At 53.2% G+C, this 24,952-nt stretch carries 17 protein-coding genes and 1 pseudogene; 14 read left to right on the top strand and 4 right to left on the bottom strand.

All coding sequences use genetic code 11. From position 1 onward, the window contains the following. Nucleotides 1-63: 63 nt before the first annotated feature. Entirely contained in the window at nucleotides 64-474 is a 411-nt protein-coding gene (locus ACT3TC_RS02175; RefSeq protein WP_193054497.1) for a DUF1090 domain-containing protein, read from the bottom strand. A gap of 226 nt (nucleotides 475-700) precedes the next feature. Between ACT3TC_RS02175 and modA the strand changes: the two genes are divergently transcribed. From modA to modC, 3 genes are read left to right on the top strand one after another with little or no spacing between them, the layout of a single operon-like run. Then, nucleotides 701-1,486, top strand: coding sequence for a molybdate ABC transporter substrate-binding protein (gene modA, locus ACT3TC_RS02180; protein ID WP_444638955.1), 786 nt, complete (start codon nucleotides 701-703; stop codon nucleotides 1,484-1,486). Continuing rightward, nucleotides 1,483-2,181: a molybdate ABC transporter permease subunit gene (gene modB / locus ACT3TC_RS02185; protein ID WP_441679512.1), complete on the top strand. Its 699-nt coding sequence runs from the start codon at nucleotides 1,483-1,485 to the stop codon at nucleotides 2,179-2,181. Before modA ends, modB begins: the two co-directional genes overlap by 4 nt. Beyond that, nucleotides 2,174-3,286 carry a molybdenum ABC transporter ATP-binding protein gene (gene modC / locus ACT3TC_RS02190; protein WP_441679514.1) on the top strand — a complete coding sequence of 371 codons (1,113 nt, stop codon included), beginning with the start codon at nucleotides 2,174-2,176 and terminating at the stop codon, nucleotides 3,284-3,286. The genes modB and modC overlap by 8 nt, the downstream gene beginning before the upstream one ends. Nucleotides 3,287-3,391: 105 nt before the next feature. Here the strand turns inward: modC and ACT3TC_RS02195 are convergent, their stop codons facing one another. Both ACT3TC_RS02195 and ACT3TC_RS02200 read right to left on the bottom strand, forming a co-directional pair. After that, nucleotides 3,392-5,293 (bottom strand): FUSC family protein, encoded by a 1,902-nt coding sequence (locus ACT3TC_RS02195; protein WP_444638956.1) that lies wholly within the window; start codon nucleotides 5,291-5,293, stop codon nucleotides 3,392-3,394. Nucleotides 5,294-5,884: 591 nt separating this feature from the next. Further along, nucleotides 5,885-7,537 (bottom strand): SLC13 family permease, encoded by a 1,653-nt coding sequence (locus ACT3TC_RS02200; RefSeq protein WP_444639088.1) that lies wholly within the window; start codon nucleotides 7,535-7,537, stop codon nucleotides 5,885-5,887. Nucleotides 7,538-8,405: 868 nt separating this feature from the next. On the opposite strand from ACT3TC_RS02200, the gene ACT3TC_RS02205 reads away from it, so the two are divergent. The 5 genes and pseudogenes from ACT3TC_RS02205 to ACT3TC_RS02225 all read left to right on the top strand — a co-directional run bounded on the left by ACT3TC_RS02205 (nucleotide 8,406) and on the right by ACT3TC_RS02225 (nucleotide 12,089). Then, nucleotides 8,406-8,720 carry a hypothetical protein gene (locus ACT3TC_RS02205; protein WP_444638957.1) on the top strand — a complete coding sequence of 105 codons (315 nt, stop codon included), beginning with the start codon at nucleotides 8,406-8,408 and terminating at the stop codon, nucleotides 8,718-8,720. A gap of 341 nt (nucleotides 8,721-9,061) precedes the next feature. After that, a complete protein-coding gene (gene sstT, locus ACT3TC_RS02210; RefSeq protein ID WP_444638958.1) occupies nucleotides 9,062-10,288 on the top strand; it encodes a serine/threonine transporter SstT in 1,227 nt (408 codons plus the stop codon). Between the two features lie 230 nt (nucleotides 10,289-10,518). After that, the gene (locus tag ACT3TC_RS02215) at nucleotides 10,519-11,049 is read left to right on the top strand and encodes a helix-turn-helix domain-containing protein (protein ID WP_441679520.1); all 531 of its coding nucleotides are present in this window, start codon (nucleotides 10,519-10,521) and stop codon (nucleotides 11,047-11,049) included. After that, nucleotides 11,046-11,757: pseudogene (locus ACT3TC_RS02220) on the top strand (AzlC family ABC transporter permease). Before ACT3TC_RS02215 ends, ACT3TC_RS02220 begins: the two are co-directional and overlap by 4 nt. Beyond that, nucleotides 11,754-12,089, top strand: coding sequence for an AzlD domain-containing protein (locus ACT3TC_RS02225; protein WP_192527439.1), 336 nt, complete (start codon nucleotides 11,754-11,756; stop codon nucleotides 12,087-12,089). The pseudogene ACT3TC_RS02220 and the gene ACT3TC_RS02225 overlap by 4 nt, the downstream one beginning before the upstream one ends. A 67-nt stretch (nucleotides 12,090-12,156) precedes the next feature. On the opposite strand, the gene ACT3TC_RS02230 is transcribed toward ACT3TC_RS02225, so the two are convergent. After that, complete coding sequence (locus ACT3TC_RS02230; protein ID WP_444638959.1) at nucleotides 12,157-14,295, bottom strand: TonB-dependent siderophore receptor; 2,139 nt, start codon at nucleotides 14,293-14,295, stop codon at nucleotides 12,157-12,159. A 1,085-nt stretch (nucleotides 14,296-15,380) separates the two neighbouring features. On the opposite strand from ACT3TC_RS02230, the gene mads1 reads away from it, so the two are divergent. The 6 genes from mads1 (at nucleotide 15,381) to ACT3TC_RS02260 (ending at nucleotide 24,949) form a co-directional block, all read left to right on the top strand. After that, a complete protein-coding gene (gene mads1, locus ACT3TC_RS02235; protein WP_444638960.1) occupies nucleotides 15,381-15,578 on the top strand; it encodes a methylation-associated defense system helix-turn-helix domain-containing protein MAD1 in 198 nt (65 codons plus the stop codon). Between the two features lie 37 nt (nucleotides 15,579-15,615). Beyond that, nucleotides 15,616-18,924 carry a helicase-related protein gene (locus ACT3TC_RS02240; protein WP_444638962.1) on the top strand — a complete coding sequence of 1,103 codons (3,309 nt, stop codon included), beginning with the start codon at nucleotides 15,616-15,618 and terminating at the stop codon, nucleotides 18,922-18,924. Beyond that, the gene (locus ACT3TC_RS02245; RefSeq protein ID WP_444638963.1) at nucleotides 18,921-19,634 is read left to right on the top strand and encodes a DUF4391 domain-containing protein; all 714 of its coding nucleotides are present in this window, start codon (nucleotides 18,921-18,923) and stop codon (nucleotides 19,632-19,634) included. Before ACT3TC_RS02240 ends, ACT3TC_RS02245 begins: the two co-directional genes overlap by 4 nt. Further along, on the top strand, nucleotides 19,631-21,511 hold the full coding sequence (locus tag ACT3TC_RS02250; RefSeq protein ID WP_444638964.1) for an ATP-dependent nuclease: 1,881 nt from the start codon (nucleotides 19,631-19,633) through the stop codon (nucleotides 21,509-21,511). The genes ACT3TC_RS02245 and ACT3TC_RS02250 overlap by 4 nt, the downstream gene beginning before the upstream one ends. Before the next feature lie 2 nt (nucleotides 21,512-21,513). Then, nucleotides 21,514-22,923: a DUF2130 domain-containing protein gene (locus ACT3TC_RS02255; protein WP_444638965.1), complete on the top strand. Its 1,410-nt coding sequence runs from the start codon at nucleotides 21,514-21,516 to the stop codon at nucleotides 22,921-22,923. Between the two features lie 82 nt (nucleotides 22,924-23,005). Next, nucleotides 23,006-24,949, top strand: coding sequence for a site-specific DNA-methyltransferase (locus ACT3TC_RS02260; RefSeq protein ID WP_444638966.1), 1,944 nt, complete (start codon nucleotides 23,006-23,008; stop codon nucleotides 24,947-24,949). The last annotated feature ends 3 nt before the right edge of the window (nucleotides 24,950-24,952 follow it).

Here is a 24,952-nt window from a genome sequence, read left to right on the forward strand (position 1 = left end):
ATGACCTGCACGTTACTTACCCTGCTACTGATGGGCGCTATGCCTAGCATAGCGCCCAATGATTTACTCGCTAATTTGCTGCTGTAATGCATTCAGTTCTTCAGTATGGCGTTCTAGCTCAAGCGTTGCCTCTTCCAGCTTAACGCGCCTTTTTTCAATGTCATCGTCATCGCCTTCATTGAGCGCCTCTTCAAATTCCGCCTGGCGCTCTTGAACCTCTGCAAGGCTCTCTTTTACTTCATCCGTTGCATCATTTAGTACGCTTTCATTCGTGCAGTTATCGTCAATCGCATCTAACGCGCGCTGCAAGCCTTCCTCTCGATGCTGATTACCCTGAGCCTGGGCATGCGCTAACTGCTCACGAACATCGGCTGCCTTGCTTTCACATAAATCATCGGCGGCAGCGGCGACCGGTGGTAACAACATACCCGCCAATAAGGCAACAACACCTGCCTGAATCATATTTTTTTTCATGTTTTTCCCTATAACAGCTCATTTGATAAATACTGGCTCATCGAAGGTTAGATACACAAAATGCCTGGCAGTTCGCGGTCGTCACTCTGTTTAAACGTTGCTGACGCAATGACCAAGGACTCATCACCCGTGCGTATGGCCAATGTTGGCTACCGCCTCCTGGATTAGATCATGATAAAAGCGTTACATTAACCCTCAAGAAGATGCGCACAAGGACCGTAACCGTATGATCAATCTCGCCATTTATCGCCCCTTGATAGCCCCCCTGCTCATGATGGTGATGCCTACCGCAAGTTATGCAGCGGCAAATATTCAAGTGGCGGCGGCAGCTTCGCTTACCGATGCACTTAACGAAGCTATCGCGACCTATGAAGCGCAGCATGATGTATCTGTAACGCCGATCTATGCATCCTCATCCACCCTTGCCCGCCAAATTGCCAACGGCAGCCCGGCGGCGCTGTTTATTTCAGCAAACGTTGAGTGGATGGACTGGCTGGAAGCCCAAGGCATTAATGTTCAAAAGCGCAGTGATTTACTGTACAACCGCTTGGCGCTGGTTTCAGCAAGCCCAGACGCTCCCGAGCATTTCACACCAGGCGAAGACGCCCGCATCGCCACGCTGCTGGGTGAGCGGGACCGACTCTCGGTCGGCGACCCGGACCATGTGCCGGCAGGCATCTACACCCAACAGGCGCTTGAAGCGCTAGGAGAGTGGGAGGAGCTACTCCCAAGGCTTGCGCGTGGCAACGACGTGCGGGCGGCTCTTGCACTGGTGGAACGCCAGGAAACGCCAGCGGGTGTTGTGTACCAAACCGACGCATTAGCCAGCCAACAAGTAAGAGTGTTGGGGCTTTTCCCGCCCGAAACGCATGCGCCTATCACCTACCCAATTGCCTTAATCGACGCCGAGCAGAACGATGCTGCGGTTGCTTTACGCCAATGGCTTGAGAGCGAAGAAGCACTGAGCATCTTTGCACAGTACGGATTTGATACCGATATGGATGCCCGGTGAGCCTTTCGCCTGCTGAGTGGGAGGTCATCCGCCTAAGCTTGTTAATCGGGCTGGCCGCCATCGCCTGGATTTTACCGCCGGGAATTGCCGTGGCCTGGTGGCTGGCGCGCTTTGAGTTTCGCGGTAAAGCGGTGGTGGACGGCTTGATTCACCTGCCACTGGTGTTGCCGCCTGTAGTAGTCGGCTATTTATTGCTGGTGACGCTGGGTAGACAAGGCGTTATTGGCCAATGGCTGTATAGCACACTGGGAGTATCGTTGCCGTTTACCTGGCAAGGCGCTGCGGTCGCCAGCGGCGTAATGGCATTTCCACTGCTGGTGCGCGCCTTACGGCTCTCCCTTGAAGCGGTTGACCCGAAGCTTGAAGCCGCCGCCAGCACATTGGGCGCTAGCCGATGGCGGGTGTTTACCACGATTACGCTGCCGCTGGCCGTGCCCGGCCTGCTAACCGGCACGGTGCTCGCTTTTGCCCGGGCGCTTTCCGAGTTTGGCGCAACGATTACCTTTGCTTCCAACATCCCTGGAGAAACCCGCACCCTGCCACTGGCGCTTTACACCCTGATTCAATCACCCGGCCAGGAGGCCGCCGCCGCGCGGCTGTGCCTAATCGCCATTGCCATTGCGCTGGTATCGTTAATTGCCTCGGAATGGCTAGCCCGGCGCACCCGACAACGCCTACAGGAACGCGATGGCTAACGTGACGACGTCTTATCAGCCCAGCGACCCGCGGCTCGCGCTACAAGTTGAACAACAGCTAGGTTTTTTTCACCTGTCTGCTGCGCTCAACCTGCCCGCGACAGGCGTAAGCGGTTTTTTTGGCCCCTCCGGTAGCGGCAAAACCAGCCTGCTTAGGCTGATAGCCGGGCTTGAACGGCCACAGCAAGGTGCCATAACACTCGGCGAGCAGACCTTGCTGGATACCCGGCAAGGTATCTTCGTACCGCCGCACCGTCGGCGTATGGGGGTTGTGTTTCAAGAAGCACGCCTGTTTCCGCACTACCGGGTGCGCGGTAATTTAACCTACGGTATGCGCCGCCCGGCGTCGCAGCGCTTTGCCGAAATAGTGGAGCTACTGGGTATTGAGGCCTTGCTGGAGCGCATGCCCGGCACACTTTCAGGGGGTGAAGCCCGCCGTGTGGCCATTGGCCGAGCACTACTCAGTGACCCACAACTGCTTCTCATGGATGAACCGCTAACCGGGCTTGATGGCGCGCGCAAAGAGGAGCTGCTGCGCTACATCACCCGGCTCACCCAGCAGGTAGATATTCCGGTTATCTACGTTAGCCATGATGCCGAAGAGATCACGGCGATTGCCGATCATTTGGTGGTAATGAAAGCCGGACAGGTTCGCGCCAGCGACACACTGGGCGCCCTGCTCCAGCGCTTTGATCTAACCCATGAACTGGGGGGATTTGATGCGGCCTCGCTACTGCAAGGCGAAGTAGTCGCCCATGAAACTGCGTATGGCCTGACTCATTTAGCGCTTGATGACGAACATCAGTTGGTACTGCCTGGCACCTCAGCGCCGATTGGCAGCCGCTTGCGAGTACGCATTTTGGCCCGCGATATTGCCTTGGCGCTTACTCCACCCGCCAACACCAGTTATCGCAACCAGCTCAGCGCCACTATCACTGATTTCATTATCCTTCCCGAAGCACCTTATACAGTGGAGCTGCGTTTAGGCATCGGTCGATTTTTCTTACGCGCTCGGTTAACGCGTAAATCATGGGATGAGATGGGGTTGGCAAAAGGCATGCAGGTCACGGCACTCATTCGCAGCGTGTCGTTTACGGCATGTTAAGTGTGTCTGGCGCTGAATTAGACAGGCCGAGGCTTCGCCATGCGACTGGCATTTCAGAACCGGCTTTGGCGTACACAACGCTTTTGAACGGATACGTTGCCTCTGCTATCGCTCACTTTTGCGTTGATCCAGCGTCTGATTTATCAGAGTGATCGCATAAGCGGCTGTGTCATCCGCCAAATCGTTGGCCGCTAAGTCATTATCCGCTGACGTCGACAGGTTATTTTGAACAGGGCTCTCTAAAGCGGGCGCCTCAAGATGATTCTCGGCCGGGTGGGCAAGCCGAGCGCGAATACCAGCGATTGCTTGCTGCTCTTGCTCATTTGGCGAAGCCTGGCTAAACCGACGCTCCAGCAGATGCGCGGCGTACGCCAGGGTCGAGGCGTACTTCAAATTCTGATAAGCCCACCGGTGCGTCGCTCCGAACGAGATGAAGCTTTGCATGGGGCTTGCAGCATCAACGAAGCTCGCCCGTGCTGTATCAAGCGCGGTGACGGATGCTATCAGGCGTGAATGACGCTTCGCGTCGCCCTCTTCGGCGATAATATCCCCCAGTAGCTTTTCAAACACTGATAGAAAGTGATCAAATGCCTGACGGGCCTGCTCGCGAGTACTCTGCGGTAAGACGGCAAGCGAGACGATGATTCCCGCGAAGGCACCCACCAGTGTTTCTTCCAGCCGCAGGACAAGCAACCCCGGCGTAAACTCTCCCAGAATGCCGTAGATGAGCGAAAGAGCGATGGTGATTAGAAACGTCATCATCGCGTAAGAGAGCATCATCAGATAAAACGCTGCAAAGATCGAGATCGCCACCAGCGGTATGGTCCAGTAGAGATTGCCATGCACCAGGGTAGCAAGCCCAATACCCACGCAAATGCCCACAGCAGTACCCAGCGCCCGGTTAAGCCCACGAACGGCGACAGCACCCCGCGACTGAGTATTGGAGAAAATCAGAAAGGCCGTCATCACCGCCCAGAACCACCTTTCTGGAGACAACGCGAGACCCACAATCATGGCAATGCCGGATGCCAGTGTTACCTGAACAGCTTGCCTGAAGAATGGATTGGCGAGAAGGCTTCCGCGCGGCGACGAGGCCGCGGCAGGCACCGAAGGCGGGCGCTTGGGAGATGAAGCCGAAGAGGAAGTACCGATAGAAGCGACATCGGCACGCACTTTTACTTCAACATCCCGCAGCTCAGTGAGCTGCTTTTCAAGCACGGCAAGCTCGGGGCCGGATGTTTTATGATCAACTTTTAGCGCGTCATCAAGCACCCTTTCGATAGCAAGTCTCAGATCAAACAGGCGCATCGCCAGTAGGTCGGCTAATTTGATATCCATTGCTTCTGACATGGCGGGTAGATAGCTTTCGCATAAGAAAGCCGCCTCCTGCGCCCGGCGTGCCAGTCGGGTCGTTTCACGCAAGTCGATCGCCATTCCAGCCTGCAGCGAACGTGCGACCCCGGCCTGCAAGCGGTCTGCAGAGAGCAGGGAGGCACGTATCGCCCGTTCAAAATCCTGAACGGGTCGTTCCGGCAGCACAAAATTGCGGACGAAATGCGCGATAAAGCCTGATAACGCTAATGAAATAGCGATATCCATTAGGTCCGTATCAGGCGCCTTCAAAAAGGCAGCGATGACACCGCACATAAAGGTGAACGCGCCGACGCCCTGCCAGCGAGCGCCAAACTGGCGTATAAACACTGCCCAAAAAATGACCCCAAGCAGCACGGCACTAATGTGAAGAATCGAGTGTTCAACTAGCGAAATCGCCGCAATAACGGCGAAGCCGCAGAGTGCGGCAAAAACGCGGGAAACAGCGCGTTTGCCAGCCGTTGCATCCTTTATGGCCACCGCTCCTTGAAGCGCAGTAAGCATCGCAACGGCATAGGCTGGCGCAGGCATGGGAAACCAGCGATGAAGAAGGAGAAGCGCCAGGCAGACAAGCCCCATCGTGAGCATTGTGCGCACAGCCAAACGAAGCCGAACCCAGCCAGGGTCAGACGTCAAAATACTCAGTCTGAAACGGCCAAGAGCACAGGTTGCGAAATCGTAAGGTCTAATCACCATTATTGACAGGGCTCGGTAGTAAGCAATCGGGTAGAAGCGGCCAACAAACGTCTCTTATTCACTCCAGCCACTTTTATGAAGCCGAGACGTCTGAGACACATCGTTATGGGACGTAATAGTTTCAGGCGGCCTCTTTCCCTTACATTCCCAACATGCACTTATCATTTATGAATCGATTCTTCATCCTGACAGGTTTAGTGTCAATAACCGTCGCGCTCTTTTGCTAAAGTATCAAGCTGTCTTTTCCCACAATAACTTTCAACAACAATAGCGTCATCGCTTTCTCCTCTGATCGCCCAGAGTGTGTACGAAAAGTCGCTGAACTTAAGCGTAAAAATTCAATTTAAGCGGGCTGCCCTTTCTAAATCTTTTAACCACTTTTGAAAGGGAAATTTGTATCATAAATAAACTGATACGAACGATGTGCGTAAAAACTATGTGTATAAAAACGATGTACATAAAACCATGTGCATAAAAAAAGCCCTTATCAGTTGGATAAGGGCTTTGATCAAAAATGCTTAAAAGAGCGCTTTAGTGACGGAAAGCTTCGGGATAGACCGTCAGATCAACCCCCCATAGCATCGGTAAAAGGAAGTATACAGACGCCGTAATCAGGAGCATGGAGATAATATTCAGGCCGAAACCGTTACGTACCATTTCGGTGATCTTGATTTTGCCAGTTGCGAAGATAATCGCGTTGGGCGGCGTCCCTACCGGCAACATAAAGGCACAGTTGGCCGCCATGGCAGCAGGTACCATCAAAGCAAACGGGTGAATATTTAGCGCCAGCGCCAGCGATGCCAGTACCGGTAAAATCATGGTTGCCGTTGCTGTATTGGAGGTAATTTCCGTAAGAAACAGCACCATACCGGTCGCCAGTAGAATGACCAGAATGAAATTCATTCCCTGGAGCACGCTCATCTGGTTGCCAATCCAGCCCGCCAGACCTGAGGAGCCGAACCCTGCCGCAATGGCCAAGCCGCCTCCAAATAGCAGTAAAATACCCCACGGCACGTCCCGCGCGATATCCCAGTTGAGCAGACAGCCGCCTTTGTTTTTAGAGGGAAGCAGGAACAGTAATATCGCAGCACTGATCGCTATCATGGCATCACTGATGCCGGGAATATTAATAATCTGGCCTTGCCACAAGAAAGAGCGAGTAATCCAGAAAAACGCTGCAAAAATGAACACCCCCAGAACGGCTTTCTCTTCAAATGAGATCTTGCCTAGCGCTTCCTTTTCTTTCTTGATGAGATCCTTACCGCCGGGAAGGTTACGAAAACTAATCGGATAAATCAGGTAAGTAAGCATCAGCCAACCTAACACCAGCAGCACCATTACCACCGGGAAAGCAAACATTAACCAGTTGGCAAAGGAGATTTCCACGCCAAAAAGTTGATTCACGACCGCCGCTAAAATGATGTTCGGCGGTGTACCAATCAACGTGCCTAACCCACCAATAGTGCCGCCGTAACCGACACCGAAAATTAGTGCTTTACTGAACTTGTCAATTTCCTTGCTATCAACCTCGCCCCCGTTTTTACCCAGCTCCTGGCTCACCTGGTAGACGATCGCGGTGCCGATCGGCAGCATCATCATGACCGCGGCGGTATTCGACACCCACATGGAAAGAAACCCAGTGGCCGCCATAAAGCCAAACACGATGCTGTTAATACTGGTGCCCAACACGGAAATAATCGTCAGTGCGATACGCTTGTGCAGGTCCCACTTTTCCATGGCCAGTGCGATCATAAACCCGCCCAGGAAAAGGAAAATAATAGGATTTCCGTAAGCAGCCGTGACCGTACTTCCATCCAATGCGCCTGTAATAGGCAGCAATATAATGGGCAATAACGACGTTGCCGGGATAGGGATAGCCTCAGTAATCCACCAAACAGCGACCCACAACGTAGTAGCCAAGACCATGCGGCCTTCAAAACTTAAATCAGCAGGATGAAAAAACAGCGCAACCAAAGCAAACAGCAGCGGCCCAAGTACAAGCCCTACTGTTTGGGGCTTATTGTAAGCAGGTGGGCGTGGAGATGGCCCACTGCCCTGAGACTCTCCACCACCGGATTCGGCGGAAGGACGTGAGGTGCTGGGAGCATGCGTTGAGGGTAACGCACACATCAGCAGTTTCTTGGCTTGATCGTGGGAATACCATAGCTGGTCCCACACGGTCATCATGGCAACTCTGCGCATTATAAAAACACCGCTGTCAGGTGAACAAAAAGTAGATTGATAGTGAGCAACTTACCCAGGCTGAGAAGGGCTCAACGATTTCGTGGCGCCCTTTATTAACTGCAATAGGACATTAGTCCAGTAAAACGCCCACAATTACAACCAAAGTCTAACAACGTTAGTCGTATAACCTGAGCCAGCAGGCACCCTGGTTATTGCCAAAAATGTCTATCGCTGCGTGCTGCCAGTCGCGAATCTGGAAAAACCATCTGGTTTTCAAGCGTCACCCATCAACACAGGCTTTTCCTTGGTGACATATTGATGGCAAAAAAATTAATGTTTTGTATAGCTTTTATTAAGTCGCTTTTTACCTATCGTGGTCTATGCTGAAACCTGAAGCGGTCTTTCAGAAACGATTCTTTAAAAAACGTTGTGAAATGGCCCAAGGGTACGGGCTTTGGATTAGTGGGGATCAGGGGTGACTAATCGCAACGCGATGGGAGCCAAGATGAAACGTCAACATCTTTTCAATGGAGCAAAACCAGACAGCCGTAACTACCTTAAAAAACATCTTATATAACAGCTATATAGGAATCAAAAAGCCAAGAATAAGAAATGATAAAACGTGCTTTACTGGCTTTTTTATCAGGCTGCGTAGTCACATTGATCGCTACGCTACCTTTGTAATAGCGGTAAGGGAAGCAGCGAGCCCCCTCTACTCATCGGAGCGGGATTTTTATTGGGCGAAAGCGTAAGAGCGAGAAGAGGCAAATAACACCTTTAAGGGGTTTGCTTCTGAAGGAAACCTATATTAGTCTTGAAGAGTACAATTTACGTACAAATAAATTCAGCATTCACAAGGAGTAGTGGCATGCAACATATCCATCTAGCAGAGATTTCCCAAGCTGGTCTTCAACTTGCGATTCAAGAAATCAAGGATGAAATGTTCGACACCCCGGAATGTGATTACACCATCGCCAAGCTGCTCTGCCACTGTAGCCAGTTTGAAACAGCGGAGCATCAGCTAGACGAAATGCTTTTAAAATGGGGCTCCTCCCCCGACGTGATTGAGCTAACTGACAAAGGCTATTCCATGCTAGCCAGCATGAAAGCCGGTGCCGCTGCCGAGATGACGCCAACTGCGGTTTCTAGCAAGACACCTCGTCAGGCAATAGTCGCTGCCTAATTATTTACTTATCAAGGTACTGCTTTTCAGCCCTACCCTTGCCTCTTTTATTCGGCGGCAAGGGTAGTATTCGTTCAATCGGTCAGTCTTCTCCGCTGCGTATCCCCGTTCATTAAAACATCGTCTCTCAGCGCACCTTTCTCCCAGCTTTTTGCACTTACTGGGCTGACATACAAAGCAATACCAGCACTGCCAAGCGCAGTGACTGCTCTCCTTAATACCCCACTCAAAGAAACTTGCTCACGAAAATCCCGCAGGATAGCGCCAAGTGGTAGAATGCTGCCCCTTTCCGGAGGCGTCTACGTATGCCCATCCCTATTCGACTACCAGAGTGACGCGCGATGATTGCAACCACCACTGGCTTATTCCGCCCGCTTTTACAGCTGGGCCTTATCCCGCAGATTTTAATTGGCATCGTGGCAGGTACGCTGCTCGCAATCTTTGCACCCGCAATTGCCGGTGATGTAGCGCTACTGGGGCAGCTGTTCATTTCCGCTCTTCAAGCCGTTGCGCCTATTTTAGTTTTTGTTCTGGTGGCAGCCGCCATTTCCGCCCATAGGCAGGGGCAGCCTACACATATTCGCTCAGTGCTAGTGCTGTATATTGTCGGTACGCTGATTGCGGCACTGATTGCGGTAGCCGCGAGCTTTTTGTTTCCTACGGAGCTGTCGCTTAACGCAGAACAGGTAAGTGGTAACCCGCCCGGAGATATTTTTCAGATACTGCAAAACCTACTGCTGAATGCGGTCGCTAACCCTGTTACTGCGCTGATGGAAGGTAATTTTATTGCTATTCTTGCTTGGGCCGTCGGTTTGGGTTTAATGCTGCGCCAAGCCAGCGAAACCACGCGCCTTGCTCTTAGCGATCTTTCTGACGCCGTTTCACGAATTGTGGCGCTGGTTATTCGCATTGCGCCACTAGGTATCTTTGGCCTGGTGGCAGGTACGCTGGCCGAGTCAGGTATCGAAGCGCTGCTTAATTATGCCCAGCTACTAACCGTTATTGTGGGCTGCATGCTGTTTGTCGCGCTGGTAAGCAATCCGCTGCTGGTGTACATCGCCACCCGTCAAAACCCTTACCCGCTGGTCTTTGCCTGCCTGCGTGGCAGCGCGATCACCGCCTTCTTCACGCGTAGTTCTGCTGCCAACATTCCGATTAACCTTGAGCTTTGCCGCCGCCTGAAGCTAGACCCCGACACCTACTCCATCTCTATCCCGCTGGGTGCCACCATCAACATGTGTGGCGCGGCCATCACTATCACTGTCATTACCCTGGCCACGACACATACCTTAGGTATTAACGTCGACTTCCCGACCGCCCTACTACTGTGCATCGTATCCGCCCTGGCGGCTTGCGGCGTTTCAGGCGTGGCGGGCGGCTCGCTAATGCTGATCCCGATGGCCGCTAACCTGTTTGGCATTCCTACCGAAGTGGCCATGCAGGCGGTTGCGATTGGCTTTGTGATCAGCGTGGTACAGGATTCCACAGAGACGGCGCTTAACTCCTCAACCGATGTACTGTTTACTGCGGCTGCTTGCCGAGCTAAAGAGGCAAAGACCAGCGCCTAAGCTTCAAGCGTTCAGCCTTCTCTTAACAGCCACATTCCCGCTGTTAAGAGAAGGCCAATAAATACCAACGGCTCGTTTTGGATCATGACTTCAAAACGGGCCGTTTTGGTATTTGGCTTCTTACGGTTAGCATCGCTCAGAAGCGACGAAGCGCTTTTGTAGCGCTCAGGTTGACAAACAAGCGTTCCTTATATAGAACGTTCTCTATAAGGAACAACGAGACACCCTGTATGGATAAGCTTTCACTTAATACGCTGGGCCAGCATTTGCAGTCGCTGCGCCAGCAACAAGGCCTTTCGCTTTCTCAGTTAGCGAACGCCGCCGGTATGGCTAAATCCAATTTATGTCGGCTTGAGCAAGGCAACGGCAACCCAACGCTGGACACCATTTGGCGGCTGGCCGTTCAACTCAACACTCCCTTTGGCACCCTGGTAGCGCCGATTACCGTTCCGCTGGGCGAAGACGGCGTGCAGGTACGCCTCATTGACCAAGGCAAAGACGCCCCCCACGTGGACGCCTACTGGATGCGCTGCGCGCCCAACACGCGGCGCCGGGCTGAAGCGCACACACCGGGCACGCAGGAATCCCTTACCCTTATTAGCGGCTGGCTGGAAGCTGGACCGGAAGGTAACACCACGCAGCTTACCCCCGGTGAAACCTTGACCTTCCCTGCCGATAAACCACACATTTATCGCACCCAAGCGGCAGAAGCCACCATGATCCTGACCATCACCTATGGTGAAAAAGGTGATACACCATGAGCCATGCATTAACTCACTCAGCGCTAAAAGGCGCACGAGAAGCCATCCCTCTGCTGGGCGGCTATATACCGGTCTCGCTCTCATTCGGCCTGGTGGCGACACAAGCGGGCTTCACCACATGGGAGGCCGCCGCTATTTCACTGCTGATCTACGCCGGAGCCTCGCAGTTTCTCTTTGTTGGTATGATCGCGGCGGGGTTCGCCGCTTTGGCTGGTTGTCGCCATGACGCTATTGATCAACGTACGCCATGTGGTTTATGGCCCTAATCTAGCCGCATTATTGCCTCAGAGCCGTCACTGGCCTTGGCTGATGCACGGCCTTACTGACCAGGTGTTTGCTTTAGCCTTAACGCGGCTTCCTCACTTGGATAAACCGGAGCGCTTCGGCTGGTTTTTGGGAGCATCGCTCCTCGCCTGGGGCGCCTGGATCATAGGGACTATCGTAGGGGCGACGGCGGGAGAGGCGTTCACCGCTCGCTGGCCTCTGCTGGGTGAGATTATGCCTTTCGCCCTGCCCGCGCTGTTTTTAACCATGGTAGCACCGCGATTTACCGACAAACGCTGGTCGCTCGCACTCAGCGGGGCCATATTATCCGCACTCTTTTTTACGCTATATGGCTGGGCCAACGTCGCCATCCCGCTTGCGGCTGCTTGCGGCGCGCTCTGCTTCTATATGGTCAAGCTTGAATCCAGCAAAGGTGCGTTATGAGTACCGGACTTTGGTTAGCGGTTATTGCCTCGGCATTGGGTACGCTACTCATACGCGTCGTCCCTTTTCTGTGGATGCAGCGCCGTTTAGGCAGTGATAGCGGTATCAACAACATGCCTCAGTGGCTGGGTATTTTAGGGCCGCTAATGATTGCAGCGGTGCTGGGCGTTTCTATTGTACCGGTTAACCCAAGTACGATTTCCTGGACCGCAACCGCGATTGGACTGCTGGTTACCCTACTGGTATGGCTGCGCGTGCGTTCACTGGGTTGGCCGGTGGCAGCAGGCGTCGGCATGTTTGGGCTGGTGCAAGTAGGCGCCTCCATGCTTTAACAAATGTACCAACACGTTAGTTGCTGAATGACTCAGCAACTGACGTTAACCACTCGCCAGCAGCAACCTACCAGCTATATTTCAGGCTACCTACCACGCTGCGTGAGGCACCGTAATAGCAGTAAAAGTCACACCCACTGACATACTCTTCATCGGTAAGGTTGTTGACGTTGACCTGGGCAGTCCAGCTGTCGTTAATGCGGTAGCTCGCCATGGCATCATAGAGCGTTGTAGAAGGGACATTCTGCTCAATAGTGCTATCCGCGCTGGGTACTGTTTCCCCTATATAACGCACTCCAGCTCCTACCGAAAGCCCAGACAGGGTGCGGCTCATATCGTAATCCAACCACGCCGACGCCATGTGCCTTGGCACCAAAGGAACGCGCTCATCCTGCAGTGCATCGCTCACATCATAGCGTGCATCGGTATAGGTATAGGCGGCAATCAGTTTTAGCTCATCTGTTAAATAGCCCACGCCTTCGATCTCTATCCCCTGCGAGCGGCGCTTACCTACCTGCTCCTGAACAGGCGCACTGGTCGAGATCAGGGTGTTATTTTCTTCGACATCAAAGGCAGCAATCGTGAGGTAACCATCGACTTCCAGCGGGGCAATTTTAACCCCAGCCTCAAACTGGCGGCCCTCTAATGGCTCGTAACTAGCGCCATCCGGCCCAATACCCGCCACCGGGGTGAACGACTCGCTATAGCTCACATAGGGGGAAACACCGTTATCGCCCAGGTACATCGCACCGGCTGTGATGGAGAGATGTTCGTCATCGTACCCTTCGCTGGAGCTGCCCGTGGTATCACTAAAATTATCACTGCTATCGACGTTATCGTAGCGCGCCCCGGCAAGCAAAACCCACTGGTCTGCTATGCGCAGTTGATTTTGAACATAGAGCCCCACTTGGCGGCGATCGACATTATGCTCGGTTGGGTCACCGGTATCCGGCGCCGTAAACGCCGAGTAATCGGGGTTATATAGATCCACCGTATCGATATTTGTAAAGAAGCTAGAGCCATCGCCCAAGGTGCGGAAGCTGTCACGGTTGGTGTAATTTAAATTCAGCTCTTGATAACCCGCGCCGACCAATAACGTATTCTCTGTGTTCTCAGTATAAGTACGCGCGATGAGTCGGTTATCAATATTAAACGCATCGTACTGGCCGTCCCGGTCAATAATCCCACGGGAAATACTGCGTGGCGGTGTCACATACGAATTGGGATAAACGTTACGCAGTTCCAAATCCAAATGGGTATAGCGGGCATTCTGCTGAAACTCCCAGGTATCGTTTATCTGGTGCTCCAACTCATAGCCAATCGCAACCTGGCGCTGGTCTAACCGATCATAATCCGGTTGACCAAAATTGGTCGCCGGGTCAATTTTCCCAAACGGAGAGTCTTCAAGGGTACCCAGTGCCGGAAAAAACCCAGTGGTAGGCACGCCTTGGTCTTTCTGAACGCTAGCAAGGAAGGTGACGGTGGTATCATCGCTAACATCGACCTCCAGACTAGGCGCAAAGTAATAGCGCTCTTTTTCACTCCCGTTGAGCTCGCCCTCGCCATCGCGATAGAGACCCACTAGGCGATAGCGCACGTCATCGCGCTGCCCCACCGGACCAGACACATCCACCCCTACCTGGCGATGATCATGGTTACCGGCTTCAACCTGCAGCGTTCCTTGCGGTTCACGGGTAGGCCGTTTACTAATCCCGTTGATCATACCGCCAGGGGGCGCCTCGCCATAGAGAATTGACGCAGGCCCTTTCAAAAGATCAACACGTTCAAAGCCAAAGGGCTCACTCATCCACCAGAAATAGCCTCCTGTGCGGAAGAGCCTTAAACCATCCTGGTAAGTAGCGCCTTCCGCACTAAACCCACGCAGGAAAAACCAGTCGGCATTGTTGTCATTACCGTAAGGCTGAGACACAACACCGGAGCGGTACTGGAAGGTCTCGTCATATTTATTGACGCCTCGATCCTCAAGCTCCTCCGCACTAACAGTTGAAATAGCGCGAGGCGTTTCTACATCTGGCGTATCCACCTTCAGTGCGGTCGCCGTCACTACGGTGGTCCCCATGTTCACGGCCTCTTCCTGCGCCAGTGCAGCAAAAGGCACAACACACAACGTACCCCCTAACGACACAGCCAATGCACGGCGAATAGCGACAGACAACGGTGTAGCGGAAAAAGGCGAACGACGCATGTTAAACAAACCTCACTGACAGGCAGAATGGGGGAGAGGAGCACGTGTTTTTATAGTAAGCAAACAGAGGAAGGCGAATGATACGGATTATTATTCACAACTACAACAATCACACGATGTCAAGTTTTCTTAGCCGCAACATCATTCACAGGCCGTATCCCCCGCCTGAGGAGCCTTGTGTTCTTTCGCGCTTTATTTCTAAAGTGACCAGCCATGAACCAGATTGGCCGAGGCATATTTATTTGCCAGATAGCTAAAAAAAGCTTTGGGATGGGGCTAGATTAGCCACTTAGAACACAGCTTTAGGCCTAGCAGACTCGTGCTCATTATTGTTAACCGACAACACAAAACAGCCGACTACCTTCGAGCCAACAGCGAAGCACATCGCAAAAGTGGGTAACTTTCAAAGAGCACGGGGAGACATACGGGAAGGAAGATTGATTTTGAGCCATGGGACTTAAAATCTCTTGCCAGAAGCAAGCAAAAATTAGAAATGGTGGGCCCAGTAGGACTTGAACCTACGACCAAGGGATTATGAGTTTGTCGCTGACACCCTATGTCTAGGAAAATCAAGCGTATAAAAGCGTAATTAAGATAAGAAGAAAGCACTTATACGTCAGTAGTTTAGCGCAATTTGGCGAAAGAAGACAGACTTGATGTGTGTACCTCTACTGTACCGATGAAGCCTACTTTCCAGTACATCTCATGCAGTTCTCCAGCAGTAAGGGCGTGACCTCGGCACCGCTGCCATAGGGTCGCCCCTGCGATGCCGTGTTCATCGATCTGCTTCAAATACTCTGCCCTGTCGCCGTTCGATCTCTTCCTCCGACAGCACGCTGGGCCAGGTTGCTAGTTCCGTGTCTGTGAGGCCCGTCAGGATTTCGGGCAGGCTGGTTGTCCGGGCGTGACTGGGCGGCTCGAACTAGTAGCTGGCAGCGCTAAGTCCCGCTTCGACCTCCTCGGTGATGAAAAACGGCTCGTCCTGATGCGGTTTCTTCATGCCACCCTCCTTGGTGTTCGCTTTCAGTCGCAGATATGAAAACTTTGCATTATTCTGTTGTTTTCTACCAATGATTGGCCGACTAATGCCCAGCAACAGCGAAAGCGGAATTCTGACGATCAAGGAAGTTGCCGAGTACTTGAAGGTAACTGAGCGGACGATCTATCGGCTTGCGGCAGCCAAGAAGATCCCCGGCTTCAAGGTGGGCGGGATGTGGCGCTTCCGACAGGCTGACATCGACGGCTGGATCGCCGCCCAATCGGAAAAGCCGGGGGCGAAATGAGTGGCGACTGCTTAAAGCCTTCGAGGATGACCGTCTGATGGAGCTGATCGACAACATCAATCGTTTGCTGGGCGACGACCTCAAGCAAACCATCCAATCCGGAGCGCGCCTGAAGATCGCAGCATCGTGCTTTTCGATGTACGCCTTCGAGGCCTTGAAAGCCGAGCTGGAAAAGGTCGACGAGCTGAATTTCATCTTCACCTCACCCGCTTTCATAGCCAGCCAGGTTGCCGACAAGATTCGCAAGGAGCGCAAGGAGTTCCACATCCCCAGGCTCGACCGGGAGCGCAGCCTCTACGGCAGCGAGTTTGAGATCCAGCTGCGCAACAAGCTCACCCAGCGGGCGGTGGCCAAAGAGTGCGCTGACTGGATACGGCGCAAGGCTACGTTCAAAAGCAATCGCACCAAAGCGCCCATGCAGCAGTTCGCCTGCGTGCAGACGGGTGGCACCAATACCGCCTACATGCCCTTGCACGGTTTCACCGCCGTTGATCTGGGCTACCAGCAAGGCAATGCGGTCTCCAACCTTGTGAACAAGATGGACGATGCCCCTTTTGCCGCCACCTACCTGAGCCTGTTCGACCAAATCTGGGATGATCCTGAGAAGCTGGAAGACGTGACCGCGCAGATTTGCGAGCATATCGCTTCGGTCTATCAAGAGAACTCACCCGAGAACATCTATTTCCTGATGCTCTACAACATCTTCAACGAGTTTCTCGACGACATCGATGAAGACGTCCTGCCCAACGACCGTACCGGCTACCAGGACACGCTAATCTGGAACAAACTCTTCAATTATCAGAAGGACGCGGCCACCGGCATTATCAACAAGCTGGAAACCTACAGCGGCTGCATCCTCGCTGATAGCGTCGGCCTGGGCAAAACCTTCACCGCGCTCGCGGTCGTCAAGTACTACGAGCTGCGCAACCGCTCGGTGCTGGTGCTCTGCCCCAAGAAATTGGCGGACAACTGGCTCAACTACAACCGCAACCTCAAGACCAATATCTTCGCTCGCGACCGGTTCAACTACGATGTGCTGTGCCATACCGATCTGTCCCGCACCAGCGGCGAGTCCTTCGGCACGCCTCTGAACCGAATCAACTGGGGCAACTACGATCTGGTCGTCATCGACGAGTCGCACAACTTTCGCAACAACGACGCCTACAAAGACAAGGAAACGCGCTACCAGAAGCTGATGCGCAAGGTGATCCAGGAAGGGGTGAAGACCAAGGTGCTGATGCTGTCGGCCACGCCGGTCAACAACCGCTTCAATGATCTGCGCAATCAGCTTGCGCTGGCCTACGAGGGTGACTCGGAAAACCTCCGCAAGAAGTTGCGCACCAGCAAGTCAGTGGAAGAGGTCTTTCGCAATGCCCAAGCAGCCTTCAACATATGGTCAAAGCTGCCTCCGGAGGAACGCACTGCACGTGCAATTCTGGATACGTTGGACTTCGACTTCTTCGAGCTGCTCGACAGCGTGACCATCGCCCGTTCGCGCAAGCACATCCAGACCTTCTACGATACCACCGACATTGGCCAATTTCCCGAGCGCCGAAAGCCACTGTCTTTCCACTGCCGCCTGACCGAGCGGTCGGATGTGCTGGGTTTCAATGAGATTTTTGAACAGCTTTCCCTGCTCAAGCTGGCTGTGTATGCGCCCATCAGCTATATCTTGCCCAGCCGCCTGAAGAAGTACGAAGAGATCTACGATACCAAGGTAGGAGGCAAGGGCACGCTGCGTCAGGCCGACCGGGAAAAGAGCCTACAGGCCCTGATGACGGTCAACCTGCTCAAGCGCCTCGAAAGCTCGGTGCAGTCGTTCCGCCTCACGCTGCAATCGCTACGGGCCAACAATGAAGCCACACTCGCCAAGATCGCCGCGTTCAATCAATCCGCCGGTGGTACGGCGACGGTGGGTGACCTCACGGAAGTGCTGGAAGGGCTGGATGCCGAGGACGACGATCTGCCGATGCCCGGTGACGAAGGCACTGAAATCGGCGGCAAGATCAAGATCAGCCTCGCTGACATGGACTTGCCATCCTGGGAGCACGAACTCAAGGTGGACTTGCAGGTTATCGACGCCCTGCTGGCCTCGATGAACAAGATCACGCCACAGGAAGATACCAAGCTACAGCACCTCAAGGCGCAACTGCTCGGCAAGATCGAGAACCCCATCAACCCTGGCAACCGGAAAGCGCTGATCTTCACCGCCTTTGCCGACACCGCCGATTACCTGTACGCCAACCTTGCACCTGAGTTACTGGCCAAGCTCTCCATCCACAGCGCCAAGGTCACCGGCAAGAGCGCGCCACAGTCCACCATCAAGCACGCTACGCACAAGCGCAATTATGATTTCCAGGAGCTGTTGACCCTGTTCTCGCCGCGCTCCAAGGAAAAGGCCGTGGTGCTACCGGACGAGCCCCACGAAATTGACCTGTTGATCGGTACCGACTGCATATCCGAAGGCCAGAACCTGCAAGATTGCGACTACTTGATCAACTACGACATCCACTGGAATCCGGTGCGCATCATCCAGCGCTTTGGTCGGGTGGATCGCATCGGCTCGCCCAATAGCAGCATTCAACTGGTCAACTACTGGCCAGACATCTCGCTCGACGAATACATCAATCTCAAGGAGCGCGTCGAGAGCCGGATGATGATCGCCGACGTTACCGCCACCGGCGACGACAACGTATTGTCTGCGCAGGCCAACGACGTATCGTACCGCAAGGAGCAACTGCGCCGCCTGCAGGAAGAGGTCATCGAGTTGGAGGATCTAAAAACCGGCGTTTCTATCACCGACCTGGGGCTGAACGACTTCCGCATGGATCTGCTCAACTACGTCAAAGCCCACGGCGAACTGAGCAATGCGCCCAATGGCATGCACGCCGTGGTTCCTGCCAAACCCCAGATGGGGCTGCCGCCAGGGGCAATCTTCACCTTGCGTAATCGCGCTCTTTCTGCCAAAGCAGACGACATCAATCTAAATCAGCACAACCGCTTGCACCCGTACTACCTCATTTACATCAGTTGCGAGGGTGAGGTCATCCACGACCACACCGAGGTCAAACGCCTGCTTGATCTGGTGCGTAGCTGCTGCAAGGGACAGGACAACCCCATCGTCGAAGCCTGTCAACGCTTCAATCAGGAAACGCTCGACGGTCGCCAGATGCAGGCCCACTCCGATCTTCTAGGCCAATCCATCCGGTCAATGATCGACGTGAAGGAAGAAAAGGATCTGGACAGCCTGTTCAGCGGTGGCAAGACCACGGCGCTGACCAACACCATCTCGGGGCTGGACGACTTCGAGCTGATCGGCTTTATCGTGATTCAGGAGGTTGAATGAGTCAGGGAGCGCTCACACAACAGTCCGTGCTGATCGCCTACCCAAAGCAGGCAGCCGTTGGCCGTGCTCTGCCCAAGAGCAAGATCTACGAGCACGGCGGGGTCAATACGCGGCTGAAAGAACTGTTCGTCCAGCAGGTGGAGCAGATCGTCTGGGCCTTCAAACTGGCCTCGGAAACGCTCCACCTGCCAGAGCGGCCCGGCGTGTCCGAGATTCAGGTATTCAGTATCCAGCTCAAGACACCCGAATTGCATCGGGATGTATTACGCAGCATCGACGGGGCCATACCTTTCCCCATCGTGTTTGAACTGGCCTTCGAGGGAAAAACGCAGGTAATTGCCGCCTACAAACGCCCGAACGAAGCCGACGCCAGCCGCTGGGTGCTTTCGGACTATTTTGCATCGGAGTGGGTTTCCGCGGGCTGCGAGCGTACCGCTATGCCCATCGCCGTGCACCTGGGTGGACTGTACGAACAACTGCTCCATCGGTTAATCCCCTTGCCAGCGCGGCCACAGGAAACGCTGGCCGAACTGGTGGCGCGTGTTGAACAAGCGCAGGCCAAACAACGTGAGGTGGACAAAACCTCAGCTCGACTGGCCAAGGAAAAACAGTTCAACCGCAAGGTCGAGATCAATGCCGAGCTGCGGAGGCTGAAATCTGAGTTGGACGAACTCAAAATAGCAAATAATAAATTCAAGGAGCAGAAATGAAGATCCAATCCGTTCGTATCAAAAACTTTCGCACGTTGAAAGATGTGACTATTCCCTTCGATTCTGTCACGACCTTCATTGGGCCAAACGGTGCTGGAAAATCCACCGTACTTCGTGCTCTTGATTGGTTCTTCAATGGTAAACCTGGCTCTCTGACAGAGAAAGATTGCTCATTTGGGGCGATTGACGAAGATATCGAAGTACAGATCACATTCGCTGACCTCACTGAAAAAGATCGCGAAGCACTTGGCAAGTACGCGCCGGAAGGAGTTGCCACGTTCACCGCTTGGAAGTGTCGGTCACCTGATGGTTCCGAGACCCTCTCGGCCAACGCAAAGGGCTTCCCAGATTTCAATGTGATCAAAGCGGCCGCCACTGCTACGGCAAAAAAAGAATTGTACGCCTCCCTTCGACGTGACCGACCAGACCTAGAGCTACCAGCGGCCAATACCGGTCCATCCGTCGACCAGGCAATGACGGCATGGGAAGCAGCCCATACTGACCAGCTTGTCGACGTTGATGAAGCGCTGCAGACTAACTTCTTCGGTTTTAACAGCGGCGGCAAGATGAGTGGTCTGTTCGACTTTGTCCTGGTTACTGCCGATCTTCGCGCAAGCGAAGAGTCTCTTGACGGAAAATCGAGCATCATAGGCAGGATTCTTGAGCGTTCAATTGATCGCACTGCTGCTGATGAAGAGATAGCCAAGATTGTCGAAGAGTCGCGCACCAAACAGCAAAAAGTTTATGAAGAAAAGTTTAAGGAACAGCTGGTTTCAATTACCGCACAACTCAATGATGTAGTTACGTCTTATTCGCCGGGGCGTTCTGTTACCGTTTCTCCAGCAGACGTAGAGCTCAAGGCCCCCAAGACAACATTCGAAGTAGCTGTACTTGATGGCACAACCGAGACCGCTGTAGAGCGGCAGGGTCATGGCTTTCAGCGCACAATCTTGATTTCGGCACTCCAGCTTTTGGCGCAGTCTGGTGCGGCCTCAGCTGAAGGGGTCATTTGCTTGGCAATTGAAGAGCCGGAACTCTTTCAGCACCCAATCCAGGCACAAGCCTTTGCAAGGGTACTCAGGTCGATTGCCGAAGATGCTGATAAACGCATACAAGTGACTTACGCAACGCATAGCCCCTACTTCCTTGAGGCGCGTCATTTTGACCAGGTCAGACGACTAACGAGATCGGCTGACGAGACTCCGGTGGTTTCTGTGCACTATGCAACAGTTGCGGATGTGAAGGCCAAACTTCAGGGAATTGTCGATGGTGACGTGGTCGACCGTCGACTTGATCACAACGTCGCCGACCAGCTTGCCATAGCTCTGTTCGCGAACCGCGCGTTTCTTGTTGAGGGAACTACCGAATCTTCCGTGTTCCATGGGATTGGTGATAGGTCACTAGCGGGCTCACTTGAAACGGTAGGCGTCTCCATTGTCTCCGTAAACGGAAAATCATCAATTCCTCTGGCACATGCGATCCTGTCTTCGATTGGGGTTCCAGTTTATGCACTCTTTGATGCAGATAGTGGGTTCGAAGCTCGCGCTATAGCCAATGGAAAAGCACAAGACAAAATAGAATCGGAGCGTACGAGCCATGCAAAACCAAACCGATTACTGTTGAAATATTTCGACCTTCCAGAAGAGGACTTTCCCTCTGCGACCGTAGCCGATGAAGTGGCAGTTTTTGAGGATCACCTTGAGTCGTTCCTGGCGGGAAACTGGCCAGAGTGGTTTATTGCCTGCGAGAGTGTCGAAGTTGAAACAGGGATTCAGCTCTCAAAAAATCAACTTGCATATCGCACTGCAACGCTCAGGGCAGAAGGTGATGTACCCGAGGTGTTGCTGCAAATCCTGGCCAAGGCAAAGGGGGAATAGTCATGCACGAGATCATCTGCCCACACTGCAGCAAGGCATTCAAGATAGATGAAGCCGGGTACGCCGACATCCTTAAGCAGGTGCGCGATAGCGATTTCGACAAGCAGTTGCATGACCGACTTGAGCTGGCTGAGCAAGACAAGCGGAATGCTGTCGAACTGGCCCAAGCCAAGATCACGAGCGAATCTCAGCAAGCCGCTGCTGCCAAGGACTCCGAGATTCAAGAACTGAAAGCTAGGGTTGATGCCGCTGAGGTTGCGCGGCAACTCGCAGTGACTCAAGCCCTTAGCGCAGTGGAAAAAGAGCGGGACGCACTGGTCAACGAGCTTGAACAGTCCAAGCGCGATAGGCAATCGGCCATCGAACTTGCTGATGCAAAACTTGTGAGCGAAGTACAGAAAATCACCGCGATAAAGGATGCGGAGACACAAGCCTTTCAGTCAAAACTCAATGCCATCGGAATCGAGAATAAGCTCGCGATCACCGAGGCAGTCAGTGTAGTGGAGAAGGAGCGCGACGTGCTGAGGACCGGCATTCAGCGGGTGGAGCTGGAAAAGCAACTTGCCGAAACGGCGCTCAAAGATAAGTACGAGACGCAGATCAAAGATCGCGACGACGCGATTGAACGACTACGCGACATGAAAGCTCGACTATCGACCAAAATGGTTGGCGAAACCCTCGAGCAGCACTGCGAGACCGAATTCAACCGTATTCGTGCCACAGCCTTTCCGCGAGCGTACTTCGAGAAAGACAATGACGTGAGCAGCGGGAGTAAAGGCGACTACGTATTCCGGGATCTGGATGAGGATGCTACCGAAATCGTCTCCATCATGTTTGAGATGAAGAATGAGAGCGATGAAACGGCCACCAAGAAAAAGAATGAAGACTTCCTTAAGGAGCTCGACAGGGATCGCCTTGAAAAGGGCTGCGAATACGCCGTTCTGGTTTCGCTGCTTGAACCCGAAAGCGAGCTATACAACACCGGAATCGTCGATGTATTCCACCGATACCCGAAAATGTACATTATCCGGCCGCAATTCTTCATTCCCATCATCACATTGTTGCGCAACGCAGCGATGAAGTCGCTTGCATATAAATCAGAACTAGCTCTTGTCCGGGCGCAGAATCTCGACATCACTCGATTCGAGACACGGCTCGACGACTTTAAAACAGCGTTTGGCCGGAATTGGCGTCTCGCTTCCGAGGGTTTCGAAGAAGCTGTGAAGCGAATCGATGAGGCAATCAAAGACCTCGAGAAAACAAAGGACGCGCTCTACAAGTCAGCGAATAACCTGCGGCTCGCGAATGACAAGGCCGAAGACCTCACAATCAAAAAGTTGACTCGCGGCAACCCGACCATGGCGGAAAAGTTTGACGAACTCAAAAATGGCAACGGCTCTGACGCAGAATGAGTCGAGCCATTTCAATCATTGCTGAAATAGAGCACAAATTTAGTCGCTATGCCAAAGCAGCAGAGCGAACCGGGAAATGAATATGGATAAATTGAAGATGCACTCCCCCAACCTGACCGAAGACAACATCGCCCGCATTCGTGAGATGTTCCCCGGCTGCGTGACGGAAGCGCAAGGCGAGGATGGCGGCGTGAAGCTGGCAGTGGATTTTGACCAGCTCAGGCAGGAGCTGTCCGACGCCATCGTAGAAGGCCCACAAGAACGCTATCACCTGAACTGGCCGGGCAAACGCGAGGCGCTGCTGACGGCCAATGCACCAATTGCCAAGACGTTGCGTCCTTGCCTCGAAGAGAGCGTGGACTTCGATACCACAAAAAACCTGTTTATCGAAGGCGACAACCTGGATGCGTTGAAGCTGTTGCAAGAGACGTATTTGGGAAAAGTCAAAATGATCTACATTGACCCGCCGTATAACACGGGCAATGACTTCATATACGACGATGATTTTTCCGAAGGCGCTGGCGAATACTTACGTCGGTCGAATCAAGTCGACGAAGAGGGCAATCGATTGTCTGCTAATACCGCAGCAAATGGACGCTTTCACTCCGATTGGCTAACAATGATGTATTCACGGCTTCGCCTTGCATCACGACTTCTGGCAGAAGATGGCGTGCTATTCGTCAGCATTGATGACAACGAATCGAGCAACCTAATCAGAATCTGTTCGGAGGTTTTCGGCTCAGAGAATTTTGTCGCCCAACTTGCGGTTCAATTGAACCCTCGTGGTCGTCATCTGGATAGATTTGTCGCAAAGACCCATGAAACTGTACTTGTGTTTGTAAAGGACGGGCTTAATTCTTCATCAGTTCGTGGCCTTGAAAAAGAAGGCCGGATGGTCGAAGAGTACGATAAAAAGGATGAGCAAGGCCCATACCGACTGCTTGGGCTACGCAATCGAAATCAAGCATTCAATCCGACTACACGTCCGAAGCTTTACTACCCGCTCTATGTCGATAAATCGACTGGGGCTGTTTCGCTCAAGAAGGAAGTGAATTTTCAGATTGAAGTCTGGCCGGACGCTCCCAACGGCGTCAAAACGTGCTGGACATGGGGAAAGGACAAGGTGACGAAGGAAGGGAAGCTGCTTTGCGCACAACCCACTGGTGACGAATGGCGTATCTACCGGAAGGACTATTTGCATGGCGAAAACGGAGAGGTAGCCAAGACGCTGGTCAAATCCCTCTGGGCGGATAAAGAGATTACAAACGACTACGGGCGTAAGGCAATCAAAGAGCTGTTTGGATCGGCCATCATGGACTTCCCTAAGTCTACAGCGCTGATGGGCAAACTCGTAAAGATCGGCAGTCATCCAGATTCCATCGTTATGGACTTCTTTTCCGGTTCTTCTTCAACGGCCCATGCGGTTATGGCAGTTAATGCCGAGGACGGTGGGAATCGTCGCTTCATCATGGTGCAGTTGGCGGAAGAGCTTGCGGCTGATTCCGCAGGAGCAAAAGCTGGATTCAAGAATATCCCGGACATTGGAAAGGAACGCATTCGTCGGGCTGGCAAACAGTTGCTTGAAGTCGACTCTGGTAATGGCTGGAGGCAGGACACCGGCTTTCGAGTCCTCAAAATCGACACTTCGAACGTGGCCGACGTCTACTACGCACCTGATGCGCTGGACAAGTCCAACCTCGATATGTTCGTGGACAACATCAAACCCGACCGCTCAGCGGAAGACCTGCTGTTTCAGGTGATGCTGGACTGGGGCGTGGATCTGGCCTTGCCTATAGAGAAGAAAACCATCCAGGGCAAGGCCGTGTACTTCGTCGATGACAACGCGCTGGCCGCCTGTTTCGATGCTCATGGCGGCATTGACGAAGCATTTGTCAAGGAACTGGCCACGCACCAGCCGCTGCGCGTGGTGTTCCGCGATGCCGGGTTCAAGAATAATGCGGTCAAGATCAACGTGGAACAGATCTTCAAACTGGTCTCGCCCGGCACCGAAGTGAAGAGCATTTGAGGC

It is taken from the genome of Halomonas sp. AOP27-A1-41 (genome assembly GCF_052378605.1).
In the GTDB taxonomy this organism is placed as follows: domain Bacteria; phylum Pseudomonadota; class Gammaproteobacteria; order Pseudomonadales; family Halomonadaceae; genus Vreelandella; species Vreelandella citrativorans.